The sequence below is a fragment of the Acinetobacter entericus genome (assembly GCF_026168575.1).
GTDB classification, from domain to species: domain Bacteria; phylum Pseudomonadota; class Gammaproteobacteria; order Pseudomonadales; family Moraxellaceae; genus Acinetobacter; species Acinetobacter bouvetii.
Genome location: NZ_JAPEQW010000002.1, coordinates 101,552 through 118,465, shown reverse-complemented (window position 1 = coordinate 118,465; position 16,914 = coordinate 101,552). Strand labels below are relative to the sequence as shown.

19 protein-coding genes are annotated in these 16,914 nt (G+C 41.5%); 12 read left to right on the top strand and 7 right to left on the bottom strand.

Annotation, left to right across the window (positions count from 1 at the left end; translation table 11 throughout):
• Positions 1-9: 9 nt before the first annotated feature.
• Positions 10-606, bottom strand: coding sequence for a YceI family protein (locus OKC24_RS02110; protein ID WP_131275890.1), 597 nt, complete (start codon positions 604-606; stop codon positions 10-12).
• A 133-nt stretch (positions 607-739) separates the two neighbouring features.
• Positions 740-1,186 (bottom strand): GNAT family N-acetyltransferase, encoded by a 447-nt coding sequence (locus tag OKC24_RS02105; RefSeq protein WP_131275891.1) that lies wholly within the window; start codon positions 1,184-1,186, stop codon positions 740-742.
• A gap of 305 nt (positions 1,187-1,491) precedes the next feature.
• On the opposite strand from OKC24_RS02105, the gene OKC24_RS02100 reads away from it, so the two are divergent.
• The 3 genes from OKC24_RS02100 to OKC24_RS02090 all read left to right on the top strand — a co-directional run bounded on the left by OKC24_RS02100 (position 1,492) and on the right by OKC24_RS02090 (position 2,538).
• Entirely contained in the window at positions 1,492-1,704 is a 213-nt protein-coding gene (locus OKC24_RS02100; RefSeq protein WP_252151863.1) for a hypothetical protein, read from the top strand.
• A 54-nt stretch (positions 1,705-1,758) separates the two neighbouring features.
• Entirely contained in the window at positions 1,759-2,007 is a 249-nt protein-coding gene (locus tag OKC24_RS02095) for a nuclear transport factor 2-like protein (RefSeq protein ID WP_131275892.1), read from the top strand.
• 123 nt (positions 2,008-2,130) lie between these two features.
• On the top strand, positions 2,131-2,538 hold the full coding sequence (locus OKC24_RS02090; RefSeq protein WP_130144622.1) for an OsmC family protein: 408 nt from the start codon (positions 2,131-2,133) through the stop codon (positions 2,536-2,538).
• Between the two features lie 73 nt (positions 2,539-2,611).
• On the opposite strand, the gene OKC24_RS02085 is transcribed toward OKC24_RS02090, so the two are convergent.
• Entirely contained in the window at positions 2,612-2,827 is a 216-nt protein-coding gene (locus OKC24_RS02085; RefSeq protein WP_130144620.1) for a hypothetical protein, read from the bottom strand.
• Positions 2,828-2,989: 162 nt separating this feature from the next.
• Positions 2,990-4,978: a transketolase gene (tkt, locus tag OKC24_RS02080; RefSeq protein WP_131275893.1), complete on the bottom strand. Its 1,989-nt coding sequence runs from the start codon at positions 4,976-4,978 to the stop codon at positions 2,990-2,992.
• A gap of 692 nt (positions 4,979-5,670) precedes the next feature.
• On the opposite strand from tkt, the gene metK reads away from it, so the two are divergent.
• The 3 genes from metK to OKC24_RS02065 all read left to right on the top strand — a co-directional run bounded on the left by metK (position 5,671) and on the right by OKC24_RS02065 (position 8,567).
• Entirely contained in the window at positions 5,671-6,837 is a 1,167-nt protein-coding gene (gene metK / locus OKC24_RS02075; RefSeq protein WP_005010491.1) for a methionine adenosyltransferase, read from the top strand.
• Between the two features lie 558 nt (positions 6,838-7,395).
• Positions 7,396-7,740, top strand: coding sequence for a hypothetical protein (locus OKC24_RS02070; protein ID WP_130144614.1), 345 nt, complete (start codon positions 7,396-7,398; stop codon positions 7,738-7,740).
• Positions 7,741-7,862: 122 nt separating this feature from the next.
• A complete protein-coding gene (locus OKC24_RS02065) occupies positions 7,863-8,567 on the top strand; it encodes a VIT1/CCC1 transporter family protein (protein WP_130144613.1) in 705 nt (234 codons plus the stop codon).
• 67 nt (positions 8,568-8,634) lie between these two features.
• Here OKC24_RS02065 and OKC24_RS02060 read toward each other — a convergent pair whose 3' ends face one another.
• A complete protein-coding gene (locus OKC24_RS02060) occupies positions 8,635-9,159 on the bottom strand; it encodes a hypothetical protein (protein ID WP_130144611.1) in 525 nt (174 codons plus the stop codon).
• A 254-nt stretch (positions 9,160-9,413) separates the two neighbouring features.
• On the opposite strand from OKC24_RS02060, the gene OKC24_RS02055 reads away from it, so the two are divergent.
• Both OKC24_RS02055 and OKC24_RS02050 read left to right on the top strand, forming a co-directional pair.
• The gene (locus OKC24_RS02055; protein WP_265464697.1) at positions 9,414-10,457 is read left to right on the top strand and encodes an NAD(P)H-dependent flavin oxidoreductase; all 1,044 of its coding nucleotides are present in this window, start codon (positions 9,414-9,416) and stop codon (positions 10,455-10,457) included.
• Positions 10,458-10,701: 244 nt separating this feature from the next.
• Positions 10,702-10,896: a hypothetical protein gene (locus OKC24_RS02050; protein ID WP_130144607.1), complete on the top strand. Its 195-nt coding sequence runs from the start codon at positions 10,702-10,704 to the stop codon at positions 10,894-10,896.
• 66 nt (positions 10,897-10,962) lie between these two features.
• Here the strand turns inward: OKC24_RS02050 and dusB are convergent, their stop codons facing one another.
• Positions 10,963-11,979 (bottom strand): tRNA dihydrouridine synthase DusB, encoded by a 1,017-nt coding sequence (dusB, locus tag OKC24_RS02045; protein ID WP_265464739.1) that lies wholly within the window; start codon positions 11,977-11,979, stop codon positions 10,963-10,965.
• Positions 11,980-12,126: 147 nt separating this feature from the next.
• Between dusB and OKC24_RS02040 the strand changes: the two genes are divergently transcribed.
• Entirely contained in the window at positions 12,127-13,755 is a 1,629-nt protein-coding gene (locus OKC24_RS02040; protein ID WP_265464696.1) for a tyrosine-type recombinase/integrase, read from the top strand.
• 71 nt (positions 13,756-13,826) lie between these two features.
• Here the strand turns inward: OKC24_RS02040 and OKC24_RS02035 are convergent, their stop codons facing one another.
• Positions 13,827-14,117, bottom strand: coding sequence for a hypothetical protein (locus OKC24_RS02035; protein ID WP_265464694.1), 291 nt, complete (start codon positions 14,115-14,117; stop codon positions 13,827-13,829).
• 60 nt (positions 14,118-14,177) lie between these two features.
• Between OKC24_RS02035 and OKC24_RS02030 the strand changes: the two genes are divergently transcribed.
• The 3 genes from OKC24_RS02030 to OKC24_RS02020 all read left to right on the top strand — a co-directional run bounded on the left by OKC24_RS02030 (position 14,178) and on the right by OKC24_RS02020 (position 16,769).
• The gene (locus OKC24_RS02030) at positions 14,178-14,828 is read left to right on the top strand and encodes an SOS response-associated peptidase family protein (RefSeq protein ID WP_265464692.1); all 651 of its coding nucleotides are present in this window, start codon (positions 14,178-14,180) and stop codon (positions 14,826-14,828) included.
• Between the two features lie 79 nt (positions 14,829-14,907).
• A complete protein-coding gene (locus OKC24_RS02025; protein WP_265464691.1) occupies positions 14,908-15,474 on the top strand; it encodes a LexA family protein in 567 nt (188 codons plus the stop codon).
• Positions 15,471-16,769, top strand: a complete 1,299-nt coding sequence (locus OKC24_RS02020; protein WP_265464689.1) for a Y-family DNA polymerase — start codon at positions 15,471-15,473, stop codon at positions 16,767-16,769. Before OKC24_RS02025 ends, OKC24_RS02020 begins: the two co-directional genes overlap by 4 nt.
• Positions 16,770-16,914: the final 145 nt, after the last annotated feature.

Sequence of the window (16,914 nt, the reverse complement as noted above, 5' to 3'; positions counted from 1 at the left end):
AATTAAAACTTATTTTGCAGCTGTTTTCGCAGCAGGAACAGAAGCTTCTGTTGTAATGCTGACAGTGATTTTATCGCCTACGTTTGGAACATATGCGCCTACGCCAAATGCAGAACGGTTAAATGAAGTCGTTGCATTAAAGCCGACAGTTTCCGTTTTAGTCATCGGATGTACACCCTGCTTATTCAATACAGCATCCAAAACTACAGGCTTAGTCACATCTTTTACAGTTAGATTGCCTGTGATTTTGTATTTATTTTTACTGATGGCCTGAACTTTAGTACTTTTGAAGGTAATGTTCGGGTATTTCGCAGCGTCAAAAAAGTCCGCAGTTTTCAAATGCTCATCCAGCGCTTTTACATTGGTATTCAAGCTAGACAAAGGAATAGTCACATTTACTGATGAATTTGCAGGCTTTGCATTATCTACATTAATTGTGCCTTGAATATCGCTGAAATTCGCTGATGGTGTTGAAAAACCAAAATGATTCCAAGTAAATACCGTTGCAGTATGTGTTGGATCAATTTGATATGCAACAGGTTTAGCCACTGTTAATGTTGCTGCTGACGCAACTGCCAAACCGATTGCTAATACTTTAAAGTTCATGTTTTTATCTCACTTTTGAATACGATTAAGTCTATAGATTTTTTTACGCATTGCACCGTTAAAGATAAAACGTTTTGTTGCATATGTAGAACGATAAATTTGTAAAATTCAGCAGCTTTGCGCTGCTGCTCCATTACATGCGGTATTGAATAAATCCTGTCTTTTTCGCTACGCGGTCATAGAGTTTTTGCGCAGTTTGATTTGTTTCATGCGTCTGCCAATACACCCGGTCACATAGACGCACCATAGCTTCATCATAAACATGCTGAATCAGTTTCCGCGCGACGCCTTGCCCGCGGAAATCTTCATGGGTATATAAATCCTGCAAATAGGCATACGGCCTAAGCGTCCAGCAGCTGTCATGCTCAACCACATGCACAATAGCTATGGTTTGATTTTCACTGATCGCTGCAAAGCCATAGATATGCGGTGTGTCAGCACTGCATAGCTTCTTCCATGTATTGCGGCTGACTTCTTCTGAAAGTTTTGCGCCATAAAATGTTTGATAGCTCTGCCATAACGGCATCCATTGTTCTTTGCTGATGCACTGCAGCGGCTGAATTTCAATTGCTTTCTCCATATCCTTTCCCAATATCTTGTTGATCTATATCCTGTTTTATTTGCTTTTAAAACTTAATTTCAATCGCTGCATTTTAAGCTGCAATCTTTTCATGATTTTGAATGTGTTAAGTTTTCAATTCTTGAATTAAATCATCTTATTGTTTCTCATCATATTCCCGATTTTAGGAAACTGTTTACTGCACAGGCCATTTTTTTTCATTTCAATTTTTCTTTATGATTTTGACATCAGCACCGTTTAACAAATGCTATTCATAACCTTGGAAAATTTCATGTCAGAACAAAAAAATATCTCAATCCGAAGCATTGACCGCCATTGAAAAGGCTCTGTCGACCAAAGCACCTAAAGACGTCTTGCAGGCTTTTCTATTAAATACCGCAAAAGAGTCCGTGGCTTATGCCTCAGAAAAAATAATTGCTGGCAATGCAGATTATGCATCATTGAATTTCAGCAATCCCGAACTGAAAAAAATTGAACCTTGGGCAGGTTCCAGCCAAGGCCGTGACGTCTATATTTAAACTTTTTCCAATGTAGGGATTTACTGGAATATTAACGATTTTCAAGTAACGGATATGATTTCTGAAAATGAAACTATAGCCGTATTTGGTCAATTTACCTATACCTACGTGCATACCCAAAATACCTTCACATCCCCGTTTTCCATTAAAGCTATCGTTAAGGATGGCCTCATTACTTATTTCCAATTTATGGAAGATACTTACGCTTCGGCTGCATCGTTCCATGTTGGCGGAGAATGGAGCATTCCGCAAGATTCAGACAGCGCGAAAAACTTTACAGTTTCCGCAACGCTTGAACACTGAATGTTCAAAAGCCCTCTTTGCTGGGCTTTAACAAAAAAAATACTCTAAGCACAAACTAAGCATCGCAAATGCTTTTCAGCCTTTGTATATTGAAATGAATAACATGAGAACAGCACAAATATTATGATTCATAGCGCACTCGCCCAAAGCACCACAACGCCTTACCGCGTTACCCTGACAGACCCGCAAGGCCATACATGGCATGTCGATGAACCAGCAGCTAAAGGCGGACAAGATTCTGCGCCTAATCCAGTACAGCTGCTGCTTTCTGCACTCGGCGCCTGCACTACTGTAACTTTGCAGATGTATGCAGACAACAAAGGCATCCAGATTGACCATGTTGAAGTTCATCTGCAGCTGAACCCTGAAGGAGAGCCCGAAGCAGGTCAGAACATCATTGTGCGTAAAATTATCTTAAAAGGCGACTTTAATGAGGAGCAGCATAAACGCTTGCTGAAAGTTGCAGAAAACTGCCCGATCCATAAGCTGCTGACGTCGAGTATTCAGATTCAAACTGAACTTTTAATTTAATTTTTGCTTGGCATTCCGGAATGCCAAGCCTATAAAACTAAAGCCCCAAATGGGGCTTTTCTATCTTCAGCGCTTAAAGCTTTTCTACCAAAATACGGTCAACTTGCTTTAACCCTGTATGCTTTTCATGATTCTTGCGGCGAATTTTAATGACTTTGCCTTCCTGCAAATCCTGCAGCATCAGCTCAACCGCCATCATCGCGTCGAGTTCTAAATCAGCGCCAATCCATTTTTGCTCACCCGCATCCATTAGAACGATTTCATCATTAATTTGATCGTAAAGACTCATTTCTTCCTCACTCTGGCAAATACTGCCAATTCTGCCGGATACTTCAATGAATAAATTAATTCTAAACCTTTGTTTTAAATCATTCGTTGAAATATCGTTATCTAAACATAAAAAAGACGCCCCAATGTTCGGGGCGCCTTTTTGCCAGTTAATCTTAAGTGATTAAGCTGTAATTTCTTTTACTGCTGCAACTACTGCATCAGCGGTAATACCAAAGTATTGGTACAAGTCTTTTGCAGGCGCAGACTCACCGTAAGTGGTCATACCGATCACTTTGCCGTCTAAACCAACAAATTTCCACCAGTAATCGACATGCGCAGCTTCAACCGCAACACGCGCACGGATGTTTGATGGAAGTACTGCTTCACGGTAAGCCACATCTTGCTTCACAAATTCTTCAGCACATGGCATAGAAACCACACGCACGCCATCTAATTGAGCGTAAGCATCCATGGCCAATGAAACTTCTGAACCTGTTGCAATGATGATGGCTTTTAATTCGCCTTTTTCTTTCGCAAGCACATAACCGCCTTTCGCAACGTCAGCAATTTGATCTGCTGTGCGTGTTTGGAATGGCAAGTTTTGACGAGAGAAGATCAATGCAGTCGGACCTTCGCTGCGCGTTAAAGCAGATTTCCAAGAAATAGATGCTTCAACTGTGTCACATGGACGCCAAGTATTTAAGTTTGGTGTACCGCGTAAAGATGCGATCTGCTCTACAGGCTGGTGTGTAGGGCCATCTTCACCTAGACCGATTGAGTCATGAGTATATACATGAATCACACGCTGTTTCATCAATGCAGACATACGCACTGCATTACGCGCATATTCCATAAACATCAGGAATGTTGCAACGTAAGGAATGAAACCGCCGTGCAGCGCAACACCATTGGCGATTGCAGTCATACCAAACTCACGTACACCGTAGTGAACATAGTTGCCTGCCGGATTAGACTCAACGCCTTCTGCGCCTTTCCAAAGAGTCAAGTTTGAGCCTGCAAGGTCAGCAGAACCGCCAAGAATTTCAGGAAGCAATGGTGCAAATGCCTGGATTGCATTTTGACTTGCTTTACGCGTCGCAATGGTTTCAGCCTTTGCATTCACTTCAGCAATATACGCATCCGCTTGTGCCAAAAACTCTGCAGGCAAATCACCATTTAAACGGCGCTTCAGTTCAGCAGCCTCAGCTGGATATTTTGCAGCATAAGCCGCAAAAGTTTCATTCCAAGCCGCTTCAGATGCAGTACCTTTTGCTTTAGCATCCCAAGCTACATATACGTCAGCAGGAATTTCAAACGGACCTTCCGTCCAGCCTAATGCTTCACGAGTCAAAGCAATTTCATCATTGCCCAGTGGCGCACCGTGGCAATCTTCTTTACCTTGTTTGTTTGGAGAACCTAAACCAATAATGGTTTTACAAATAACCAATGTCGGTTTTGCCGTTTCAGTTTGCGCTTCAACAGTTGCTGCACGCAAAGCATCGCTGTCGTGACCATCAACTTTAATCACTTGCCAGCCGTATGCCAAGAAGCGCTGTTCTGTATCGTCAGAGAACCAGCCTTCTACTTCACCGTCAATCGAGATGCCGTTGTCGTCATAGTAAGCAATCAATTTGCCTAGGCCCAAAGTACCCGCCAATGAACATGCTTCGTGCGAAACACCTTCCATTAAGCAGCCATCGCCCAAGAAGCAGTAAGTAAAGTGATCTACAACTTTGATATCTTCTTTATTGAATTGCGCTGCTAAAGTTTTTTCAGCAAGAGCAAAACCCACTGCATTGGCAATGCCCTGACCCAATGGACCTGTTGTTGTTTCAATACCCGGTGCATAGCCAAGTTCTGGGTGACCTGGAGTTTTTGAGTGCAATTGACGGAAAGATTTTAAATCTTCGATAGAAAGATCATAACCAGTTAAATGCAATAGCGCATATTGCAGCATGGAACCATGGCCGTTAGACAATACAAAACGGTCGCGGTTTGCCCATTGCGGATTTGTTGGGTTGTGGTTCAAAAATTCACGCCAAACGACATCAGCGATATCTGCCATCCCCATTGGCGCGCCTGGATGGCCTGAATTAGCCTTTTGCACAGCATCCATTGCCAATACACGAATTGCGTTTGCAATCCGGCGTTCATTAAGTGGGGTCGTCATAGGTCAGCGTCCAAATAAATCGTTTAAAAGAATAAAATGAATAACAATTCAAAACTGCGGTATATTGTCTTAAAAAAAGCGTACAGGGTAAAGACTAAGGTCGAATTTTTCACGAATAAATCGTAATCAAAAACCCTCTTCGTTCAGTTGTTGAACAGCTTTCCGCCACAATCAGCAGCAGAACTCAATTTTTTTCTTTTTATGCAGGATATTTAAAAATATCTGCTGAAACAGTAGCTTAAAATAACTTAGCCACGGATATTAGCTCTTTAAAGTTATGCCATACGGCTAAAAATTTTAATGAAATAACAATAATTTAAAGCATAAATGAATAAAATTCATTTTTTACCATAAAAGGTGAGCGATATCTGATCCACACTAAATCCCCCCAATTTACGGATCAATAAAACCCAAAGGGAAATAAAATTAAAACTATTATATTTCAACTAATTATAAAATATAACTCAGCATTTTTTTTGGCAAATACAGCCAAAACGCGAGATTTTTCAAGCAGCTCCAGCACTACAGCGAATTGCTCATTTCAAAGTGTTTATCAATTTTTTAGATGCTCATATCAAATAAAAAGTCAATAAATTGAAATAAATTCACCCATTTTGATCGTCTTGCGCTAGTCCTTTAAAGCAACTCGATGTAACATATCGCGTCTTTTAAATTTAACTGTGATAGGACTTATGCGCGAGTACGCTGTATTTACCTCGGAATCTGTAAGCGAAGGCCATCCAGATAAAATGGCTGACCAAATCAGTGATGCTATTCTGGATGCAATCTTAAAAGAAGACCCTTATGCACGGGTTGCTTGTGAAACGCTTGTAAAAACAGGTGCTGTAGTACTTGCTGGTGAAATCACAACAACTGCCAACGTTGACTTTGAAGCAATCGTTCGCCATACCGTAAATGGCATTGGCTATCATCACACTGACTTGGGTTTTGATGGTTCAACTTGCGCCGTGATCAACATGATCGGCAAGCAGTCTCCTGAAATTGCACAGGGTGTAGACCGTCAAAAACCTGAAGATCAAGGTGCGGGCGACCAAGGTTTAATGTTCGGTTATGCAAGCCGCGAAACTGATGTTTTAATGCCTGCCCCGATTTCATATGCTCACCGCTTAATGGAAAAGCAAGCAGAATTGCGCCGCAATGGCACACTGCCTTGGTTACGTCCAGATGCGAAAAGCCAAGTGACTTTTGCCTATGAAAATGGCAAGCCTGTACGCTTAGATGCTGTTGTGCTTTCAACTCAGCACGATCCTGAAATTTCTCAATCCAACCTTAAAGAAGCGGTGATTGAAGAAATCGTCAAAAAAATCATTCCAGCTGAAATGTTTCATGCAGGCACTAAATTCCACATCAACCCAACGGGTCTGTTTGTGATTGGCGGTCCTGTAGGCGACTGCGGTTTAACGGGCCGTAAAATTATTGTCGATACTTACGGCGGCATGGCGCGCCATGGCGGCGGCGCTTTCTCGGGTAAAGATCCATCGAAAGTTGACCGCTCTGCTGCATACGCTGGCCGTTATGTAGCCAAAAACATTGTGGCTGCCGGTCTTGCTGACAAATGTGAAATTCAAGTGTCTTATGCGATTGGCGTTGCTGAACCGACATCTATTTCAATCAACACATTCAACACTGGCAAAGTGTCAGATGAATTGATTGTTCAATTGGTTCGTGAGCATTTTGACCTTCGTCCATATGGCATTACCCGCATGCTTGACCTCATTCAGCCAATGTATAAGCAAACTGCGGCATATGGCCACTTCGGCCGTGAAGGTTCAGACACTGCGTTTACATGGGAAAAAACAGACAAAGTTGAAGCGCTTAAAGCATCTGCTGGCCTTTAATTTTTCTTGCTGTCCCTAAAGAAAGCCTGCTTTTATGCAGGCTTTTTTATCGCCTCAATTTATCTGTGCGTTCAAAATTTGACTCAAATTCCCTAAAAAAACCAAAATCTAAAACAAAATGACTGTGAATTTATCATGCATTGTTCTGATGAAGAATTGCATATCGTCATGGCAGCCTCTCCCTACTTTCAGTACCCCCATGCTGTCAAATAAACTGAATGCACAGTGAATCTGACTTTACAAAGTGTTGATAGCATCCTTGAGAGTTGCAATTGCCTAACGCAGCAACGGGATAAATGATGGCAGCATTCGGCAGATGCAGCCATCGCGGTAAAAGCTTTACTGAATAACTGCATGAAAAATGTCTATGCATCAATTTTATTGACAGTAAGGATTGAAGTTTTAAGGCCATTGAGATTCTCAGGATAAAGAAAGAGGTCAACACTAAAAAATTAAAAATTACACTTAATCAACAATTTTCGTTCAGATCTTGATTGTTCTTTCGGCTAATATATTTTCAGCCCATGCTACGGGCATAACAAAAAGAGGAATAACACAATGAATAAATTACTTGTTGCTTTAGGCTTGACCGCTACTGTTGCGCTTGTAGGCTGTAACAAAGAAAAAGCGCCTGAAACTGGCGCGACTACTGGTGAGCATTTAGAAAATGCAGCCAGCCAAGCAACTCATGACATTAAAAATGCAGCAGATCATGCCGCATCTGAAACTACAGCCGCTGCTGATCACGCTGCAGCTAAAATTGATGCAGCAGCTGATGAAGCGGCTGCTAAAACTGAGGCCGCTGCTCACGATGTAAAAGAAGTCACTAAAGAAGCAACAGCAGATGCTGCCGCTGCTGTTGAAAAAGGTGCTGCTGACGTGAAAGAAAAAGCACAGCACTAAATCAGCTTCATAAAAAAGCCTTCTTTATGAAGGCTTTTTTTTCATCAAATCAGAGTTGTAAGCTTGCATCCTCAACTTAATTATGTTCTTTATACAATAAATGAACGCCGCGAGTACGCTTCATGCCATTATCACATCATAGTGAAAAACATTATATTCATCGCACTGGCTGGCTCCGCGCAGCAGTATTGGGTGCAAACGACGGCATTATTTCAGTCACCAGCCTTATTATGGGCATAGCTGCCAGCGGCGCATCATCACATACCTTACTCATCACGTGTGTTGCAGGATTAATCTCTGGCGCAAGCTCAATGGCGGCTGGCGAATATATTTCAGTCAAGTCTCAAGTTGATATTGAAGAAGCTGACCTTCACATGGAAGCCAAAGAACTAGAAAAAAATCCGCACCATGAATTAAAGGAGCTTACCCAAATCTATATTCTCCGCGGATTGACTCCGGAACTGGCACATGAGGTTGCACTGCAATTAACAGAAAAAGATGCATTAGAAGCACATGCCCGTGATGAAATCGGCATTCATGAAAACACCTCCGCCAATCCTTTGCAGGCAGCAGGTTCATCCGCACTGGCATTCTCCGTTGGCGCACTATTTCCAATGCTTTCCATATTGCTTAGCCCAGATCAATATATATCTGTCAGTGTGATGATTGTAGGCATATTATCCCTTGCATGCCTTGGCGCACTTTCCAGTTATGCTGCAGGGACACCTCTGCTCAAAGGCGCTATCCGGGTTACTGCATGGGGAATCGCTGCGATGCTGTTTGCCAGCTGGATAGGTTCTTTATTCAATGTTTCCACAGTGCCGTAGGCAAACCATAATAAGCAGCCAGCCAGTGCCCCATTGTTCCAAGCTAGATGTATATTTCTGCGATGGCTTAGGGGGTTAAAGCCCCGCGTAAGTTGCAGCCAAAATCCATCCCCAGCTGCGCTTGCTTATATGTCGTATGCTCTTCTAAAACAAAGGTGTAGAAAGCATCCGCATTGGCAAATTTGCTTTTCAGGTTAGATGCAGGCGCATTGTTCATCTTCACCCCATCAAGCTTATTCAAATTAAAATGCCCTAAACGGTACAGCTCATTGAAATAAGCGTTCATCATTTTACAGTAAGCTTCTTTGCTGGGTTTTAACGAAGTCGAGCTGACTGTATGTAAATTCAGTGTTTTTAAATTATTCACATCTAAAGCTGATTGGTCTGAAAAAGCCAAACTTTCTGTCCGTTTAAAGCGCTTAAAATCTTCAGAAAACTGCTTATTCAGCTGATTGATTTTCTGCTGTAAATCTTGCGCATCTTTGGCTGCATATGCTGCTTCATTAACCGCCTTAAACTGTTGCGGTTCTTGATTGGTACACGCCGTAAATAACGCACTGAAAAACACTGCAGCAACGGCAATTCGCTTCATGACTACCCTAAACGTAATTTCAATCTTGTGCGCCATTATGCCTGAAATCGCATATTTGGAAAGGGAAACTCCATATTCAGCAAGTAGCGCAGCGGCCATTTTCAATATGGCCAATACCCTGCCCTTAAATTTGGCGCTTACCATACAGCTGCTGTCAGCAAGCTGCCCTATATTATTCTCCCAAAAAATAGCGAATATAATTTGCTTAATGCGCTCTCCTTGGGCAAAGTGAAGATATACAAGGAGATAAGTGCATGAGCTTATTAAAACATTTGGGCATTAAACATCCAATTTTTTTGGCGCCAATGGCGGGCGTTTCAACACCTGAACTGGCTGCAGAAGTTTCCAATCAAGGCGCTTTAGGCGCTTTAGGCTTAGGCGCCTGCACAGTGTCCTCTGCACGGGATCAAATTTTAAAAACACAAGAACTGACAGATCAGCCTTTTCAAGTTAATTTTTTCTGCCATCAGCCTGCAGTTTTAGATCCGCATAAGGCTCAGCAATGGATTGACTACCTTAAACCCCAATTCAATACATATGGCGCAATGCCGCCAGCACAGCTCAATTGTATCTACCCAAGCTTTTTAGATAATGATGACTTTTTACAGCTGATTTTGGAAACACGCCCTCAAGCTGTCAGTTTCCATTTTGGCATACCGCATGCACATCAAATTCTAGCTTTAAAGTCTGCGGGCATTCTGACCATGGTTTCCGCAACAAATTTAGCGGAAGCTCTAGCAATTCAAGCTGCAGGCATCGATATCATTATTGCGCAAGGCATAGAAGCCGGCGGACACCGCGGTATATTCAATGAAAGCTTTGACAGCAGTGTCAGAACTGCTGATTTAGTTCAATTATTTAAACAGCATTGTCAGCTGCCAATCGTGGCAGCAGGCGGAATTATGTCAGGCCAGCAGGCAAAGAGTTTGCTTAATTTGGGCGCAGATGCCGTACAGCTTGGCACTGCATTTGTTCAATGCAAAAGCTCCAACGCCAATGGCGCCTATCGCAAAGCGCTGTTTGACCAGCCAATCACCCAAATCACAGCCAGTATTTCAGGACGCCCTGCGCGGGGATTAATCAATCATTGGCACATGGATATTGATACGCCCGACAGACCGTCAGTTCCAGCTTATCCTTATACCTATGATATCGGCAAACAGCTGCATGCTGCTGCATCACAGCAAGGCGATCATGGCTTTGGCGCATTTTGGGCAGGCAGCAATGTAGCGCAGATCCGCGAATTAGAAGCGGCAGATCTGATTAACCAGCTGGTTCTGGAAATGAATTTTGCCTGAGCGGCGGCTTGTTTTTCGACAACTATTCCGCTGAAAATAGCCAGTTCTGTTTTCAGCATTTTTTTCATCAAAAATTGAAAACTGTCGATTTATTTTATGCAGGAACAGCAAGAGGAATTGCAAGCCTTACCCGCCTTAGTTACAATTTTTAAAATTATTAAAAAATACCTAAAAATAGGGATATTAATTTTTGTTATAATTATGTAAATTTAGATACATTATTTTTAAATAAAAGCTCAACCCTATGGCTATCGCTCTGCTTGCATTGGTTTTAATCGGTTTTTCAGTGGATACAGCGATGCATATCAAGGCAGACCATACTGCCGCCAGCAATTCATCTGTGCAGCTGAGCCCAGAAAAAATCAAAACTGATCCCGCCTCACAAAGTCAAACTGATGCATTGGCGAAAATTGAAGCCCCGCCTCAAAACATAAAATAAATGACGCAATACATGCCAATATTTTTTTAAACCTCTTTAAGCATATAAATAGATGCTGTTCAAAAATTAATGATCCAATAAATTTACAGCCTCTGTTTGCACATCACTCATAATTGCGCCATGCACTAAAAGATGGTCAAAATATTCTTCGACAACTTTGTATTGATCAGCTGTAGATTCAACCTTGTACATATTTTGACGGAATTCATTGCTGGAGCGCAGGCCTTTGGTATACCAGGCAATATGCTTGCGCGAAATCCGGCAGCCTGAATATTCACCATAAAACTCATACAGCTCGCTTAAATGGCCAAGCAATACAGTTTTGACTTCTTCAATATTGGGTGCAGTCAAGTATTCGCCTGTTTCCAGATAATGGGCAATTTCACGAAAAATCCACGGACGCCCCTGCGCAGCGCGGCCAATCATCACGGCATCCACACCTGTATAATCCAGCACATATTTAGCTTTTTCAGGACTGTCAATATCGCCATTAGCAATCACTGGAATGTTCAACATGCTTTTCACGCCTTTAATCAGCGAATAGCGGGCAGTATTTAAATACATATCTTCACGGGTCCGGCCATGCAAGGCCAAGGCGGCGATACCCGCTTCTTCTGCGCGCTTTGCAACGCGCATAATATTTTCATGACCATTTAAATAGCCCAAACGTGTTTTCAGCGTGACCGGAATATCTACAGCTGCCACAACCGTATCCAAGATACGCGCAACCAAATCCTCATCCTGTAGCAAAGCAGAACCTGCCAGCTTATTGCAGACTTTTTTTGCAGGGCAGCCCATATTAATGTCGACAATCTGCGCACCATTAGCAACTTGATAGCGCGCTGCTTCAGCGAGCTCTTGCGGATCTGAACCTGCAATTTGTGCAGAAATTGGCGCAATTTCGCCATCAAAATTCGCGCGGTATAAACTCTTTTTGCTCATACGCAGCGTTTTATCTGCGGTCATCATTTCACTGACTGCATGGCCTGCGCCAAAGTATTTGCACAATGTTCTGAATGGGCGGTCAGTGACGCCCGCCATCGGCGCGACAAAAATAGGGGAATGCTTTGATTTATCAAACAATTCTGCAATAACGTTGTTTTTACTCAATTTTTACTTTCCCATATTCTTAAAGGTTTTACATCATTTTCAATCATTCTCAACTATTCTTTACGCCTAATTTGCGCCATAATCACCATTATGGCGTAAATAAAAAACTATGGCGTAAATATGGGAACAATTGCAGAACGAACTACGGCGGATGGCAAAACTCGCTATAGAGCTCAAATACGAATTACTCGTAAAGGTTTACCACCGTTTATTAAGACAAGGACTTTTGCGAAAGAATCGTTAGCCAAAGAATGGATTAAACGATTTGAAGCTGAAATCCTTCTTAATCCCGCTATTCTAAATCCAGAAGCTGCAGTTGTGTCAAAAACTTTAGAGCAATTCATTACTCAATATTTGGGTGAAATTGGCGATGAGTTTGCTACAACAAAAACCGCAGCGTTAAAAAATATCTGCAACTATGATATAGCGCAAAAAGATGTTTTCACTTTATCACGCCAAGATTTTTCATCATTTGCGATTGAGCGCAGAAAAGGTAATCCGCTTGAAATGATTGATGGTGTTGCGCCCGCCACAGCTTTGAAGGATTTATCTCATATCTCATCCGTACTTAATCATGCTGAGCTTGTATGGGGTGAAGACGTTGTTAATGCCAAAAATGAACTATCCAACTCTATCATAGGTCTTAAAAAAGCTAGGATTGTTACAAAGTCAAAAGAACGTGATCGCCTAATTACATCGGAAGAACTGCATGTTCTAACAAATCATTTTTATAAAGGCTGGAAGCGTGTCCGCAATGCTATTCCTATGCACCTGGTCATGTGGCTTGCAATATATACCGGTCGTCGAGAAGGCGAACTATGTGAAATGCGCTTAGAGGATTTTGATCGGAAAAATAATCAATGGAAAATCCGTGATGTGAAAAACCCAGATGGCTCAAAAGGCAATCATAAATATGCACATTTGGAGCCTAATGCCCTTCTCATTATCAATGAATTGCTGGAACCATCTACACGCAAACAAATGCTAGAACTAGGATATAGCGATGAGCTCTTATTGCCCGTTAATGTGCAGACTGTATCTGATTATTTCCGTAGGGCATGTCGTTTAAACGGTATAGAAGATCTAAGATTTCATGATTTACGCCATGAGGCAGCAACACGCTATGCAGAAGATGGCTTTACTATTCCACAACTGCAAACAATTACATTGCATTCTTCGTGGAACAGCCTAAAGCGGTATGTCAATTTAAGAAAGCGTGGTACTCGTTTAGACTACTCAGAAGCAATACAATTTGCACGTCAGCAATATGACGAAAACTATTCACGTTTCGCACTTAGTCAAAGATATGTATCAGCTGCAGATATTGCCGATGCCGAAGAAGTTTATTCTCAGTGCCAAACACCAGATATTATTAAAACGGAATTTGATTTTAATAAGGTCCTGCTGGAAAGCTTTATGAAATCTTTCAGGCCAACTAAAAGCATTAAAGATATGTATAAAGAAAACTCTAATATACAAAACATATTTGCGTGGAATGATATTCAGCAATGTTTTGTTGTTCCCTATATACAAAATGCCTGGGAAAATTGGTTTAAAGAGAGTGCTACCGTTGATTGGCAACAATTACCATCTGATACAACTCATTTTAGTATTAAAGGTTTAGATGTTTTAAAAATAGAATCAGATCGAATATTTAAGTGGGAAAAAGAAATAGAAAAATGGTTCGATATATCTAAATATTTTGATGTTGAAATTTCAAATCTTATAGAGAAGAAAACCCTCAATTGAGGGTTTTAAAACATTGCACTGCATTCAACCTTGTTACTATTTGTAATTTGGGAATTACGATGGCATTACTTCTATAGCGTATTTTTTTGTTTAAAAAATGCCTCACACCCTTCCAAAAATTTTGCATTCACTTTCATCTGTGGATCATTTTTTTCATCGTCACATTTATCTGCAGATTTGAGTTGATTGTCACGCGCATATCGATAGCCATTGTACTGCTCAGTTCCTTCTTTAAAGCCTCCAAGTACTTCGGGCCTCATTTGATACTGAAAATAAATGAACAACGCGATGCCTAAAGCAGCAAGTACAGTGCTGATGATCTTGAATGTTGTTGATGGTTTCTTGATTTGGTTTAAAGTCATTTTTATTCTTTTGGGTTATTATTTGTGCAGGGATGATAATTAAAAATCAGGATGAAGTCTATGTGCTCAAACTTTGAAGCGATAAAGCGAGACCGGGCCTTTCTCTTAAATCTACCTGAGCCAACTCAACTCGAATTTCCTGATGAAATATTTCCTACCTACAACTCCCCTTTAGTCTTTAGCAATAAGGGCAATATTGAATGGCGCTGCGCTAAATTTGGGATGATCCCGAAATGGGCCAAAGAACTCAAATATGGCCGTCATACATACAATGCGCGCACTGAAACCGTAGCAGAAAAGCCGAGCTTTAAGAATGCTTGGCACAGAAACCAGTTTGCTCTGATTCCCGTTGAAACTATATACGAGCCAAAGTATATCAATGGGAAACCCCACTGGTATGGCATAGCACGCGAAGACGGCATGCCTTTTACCGTTGCTGCCATCTATGAAAGCGCGGTGATTAATGATGAGCAGATTCGATCAATGAGCATGCTGACGATCAATGCAGATACACATCCTTTTATGAAACAGTTTCATGCACCCAATGATGAGAAGCGAAGCATCATCGTGATACCGGAAGAATATCGTGAAGATTGGCTCAACACGAATTTTGAAGAAGCGCATGAATTTTTCTTTGATGTGCCAGATGAGTTTGTTGCATTTCCAAAGAACCGTCCGTCAGAAAAAACACCGCAGCAAACTCTGCTTTGATTATCCACAGTTTTTAAATTTGAATTTATTTTGAGCAGTCTTTAGAATCTTGATTATGTTACACAATCGAGATTAAGAAATGGAAGAGCCGAAACATGGCGGTAAACGCGATGGAGCTGGGCGGAAACATGAGTATGGCGAAGCAACTAAAGTGTTGCGCGTTCCCGAGTCTCGCATTGTAGAAATCAAAGAATATCTGAAGAAAACAAAAAAGGAAATTGAAGTTTCTGATATACGCCAAATTGACCCGACAACACATGTTGAAATCCCACTTGCAATTGAGCGTGTTCAGGCAGGATTTCCCTCTCCAGCTCAAGATTATATCGATAAAAAGCTGGATCTGAATGAACACCTTATTCATAACATAAATGCAACTTTTATGGTGCGCGTTAATTCCCTTTCCATGATCAATATTGGCTTAGACATCAATGATGAATTGATTGTTGATCGCAGCCTAGAAGCAAAACATAGGGATATAGTAATCGCGCTTGTAGATAACGATTTTACTGTTAAGCGTCTAATGATTGATGGTGATAACCGCTGGCTTAAAACTGAAAATCCTGACTTTCAGGACATTCATTTGGAAGATGGCCAAGAGATGGTTATTTGGGGCGTGGTTACGCGCGTCATTAAGAGTTTCAGATGAAGCATGAACAAAAGATCTATGCACTGATTGACGTCAATAATTGCTACGTCAGCTGCGAGCGCTTGTTTCAGCCAAAATTGAACAATAAACCGGTGATTGTACTCAGCAACAATGATGGATGCGCAGTCGCACGTTCGCAGGAAGCCAAAGATATTGGGATCAAAATGGGTATTCCCCTATTCAAGATCAAAGATATTGTTGAACAGCATAATGTCCAAGTCCTTTCGAGCAATTATAAGCTGTATGCTGAAATGTCGAAGCGCTTTCACTCGATTCTTGCTGAATATGTCGGCCCCGGCGAGCAAGAAATTTATTCGATCGATGAATGTTTTTTGGATCTAACTGCTTATGAGCATCTATTTGACTTGACCGAATATGCTCAGGACATGCGGCAGCGAATTGCGAAATGGATTGGGCTGCCGGTTTGCGTCGGCATTGGCCGCAGTAAAACTGAGGCTAAGATTGCCAATCACATGGCAAAGAAAGGCAAGCGATTCGGCGGGGTGTGTAATTTGGTCTCAATGGATCCAAAGCATAAAGACTACTTTAAAAGCCTAATCGATGTGAGTGAGGTCTGGGGAGTTGGCCGGCAGCACAGCAAGAAACTGCACAGTATGGGTATCAAGACCGTTTATGATCTTGCACGCACTGAGCCGCGCAATATGCAGAAGCTGTTCAGCATAGTAATGTCAAAGACAGTGGCTGAACTGCAAGGCATCTCATGTATTGAGATTGAGCATGCCCCACCCGCAAAAAAACAAATTATCTCATCAAGGTCATTCGGGCAACGTGTAACGGATAAAGAATCTTTGTCTGAGGCAATGAGTGATTATCTGCAGTCAGCAGTCAAGCGGCTGCGCGAAGACAATAGCCTCTGTGGTTGCGTGATTGCTTTTGCTGAATCTAATCCATTCGACAAGAATAAGCCCTTTTATAAGAAATCGATCAGCATTGGCTTCGCTGACCCTACCGACTCTGCTGCAGTCATGAATAAAGCTGTGATGAAAAAAATGGGCGAACTATTTCAAGAGGGTATTGAGTTTAAAAAGTGTGGTGTGATTTTGACATGCATTGAGAATAAAGCTTTATATATCCCAGATCTACTGACTGATACAGAATCGATTGAGAAAAAAGAAAAGCTACAATGTGCGTTGGAAAGCGTTAAAGTGAAATTTGGAGATAGTAAGCTTGCGATCGGCCCTTGTAAAATACCCAACCGTGGCTGGTCTATGAGTCGAGGGAGCTTGACGAGGGATTACTTTAGCTGGGATGGGATGTTAATGATAAATAGATAGAACAAAATTTTAGTAGTACGGGCAAGTTGTATAATAATAGATTTATTGGTATAAGTTTTTTATTTTTATATAATATGAGATTTACCCGTTTAATTTCCTCAATTATTCAAGTAACAATATTTGCATGCATTTTTCTATTTGCATG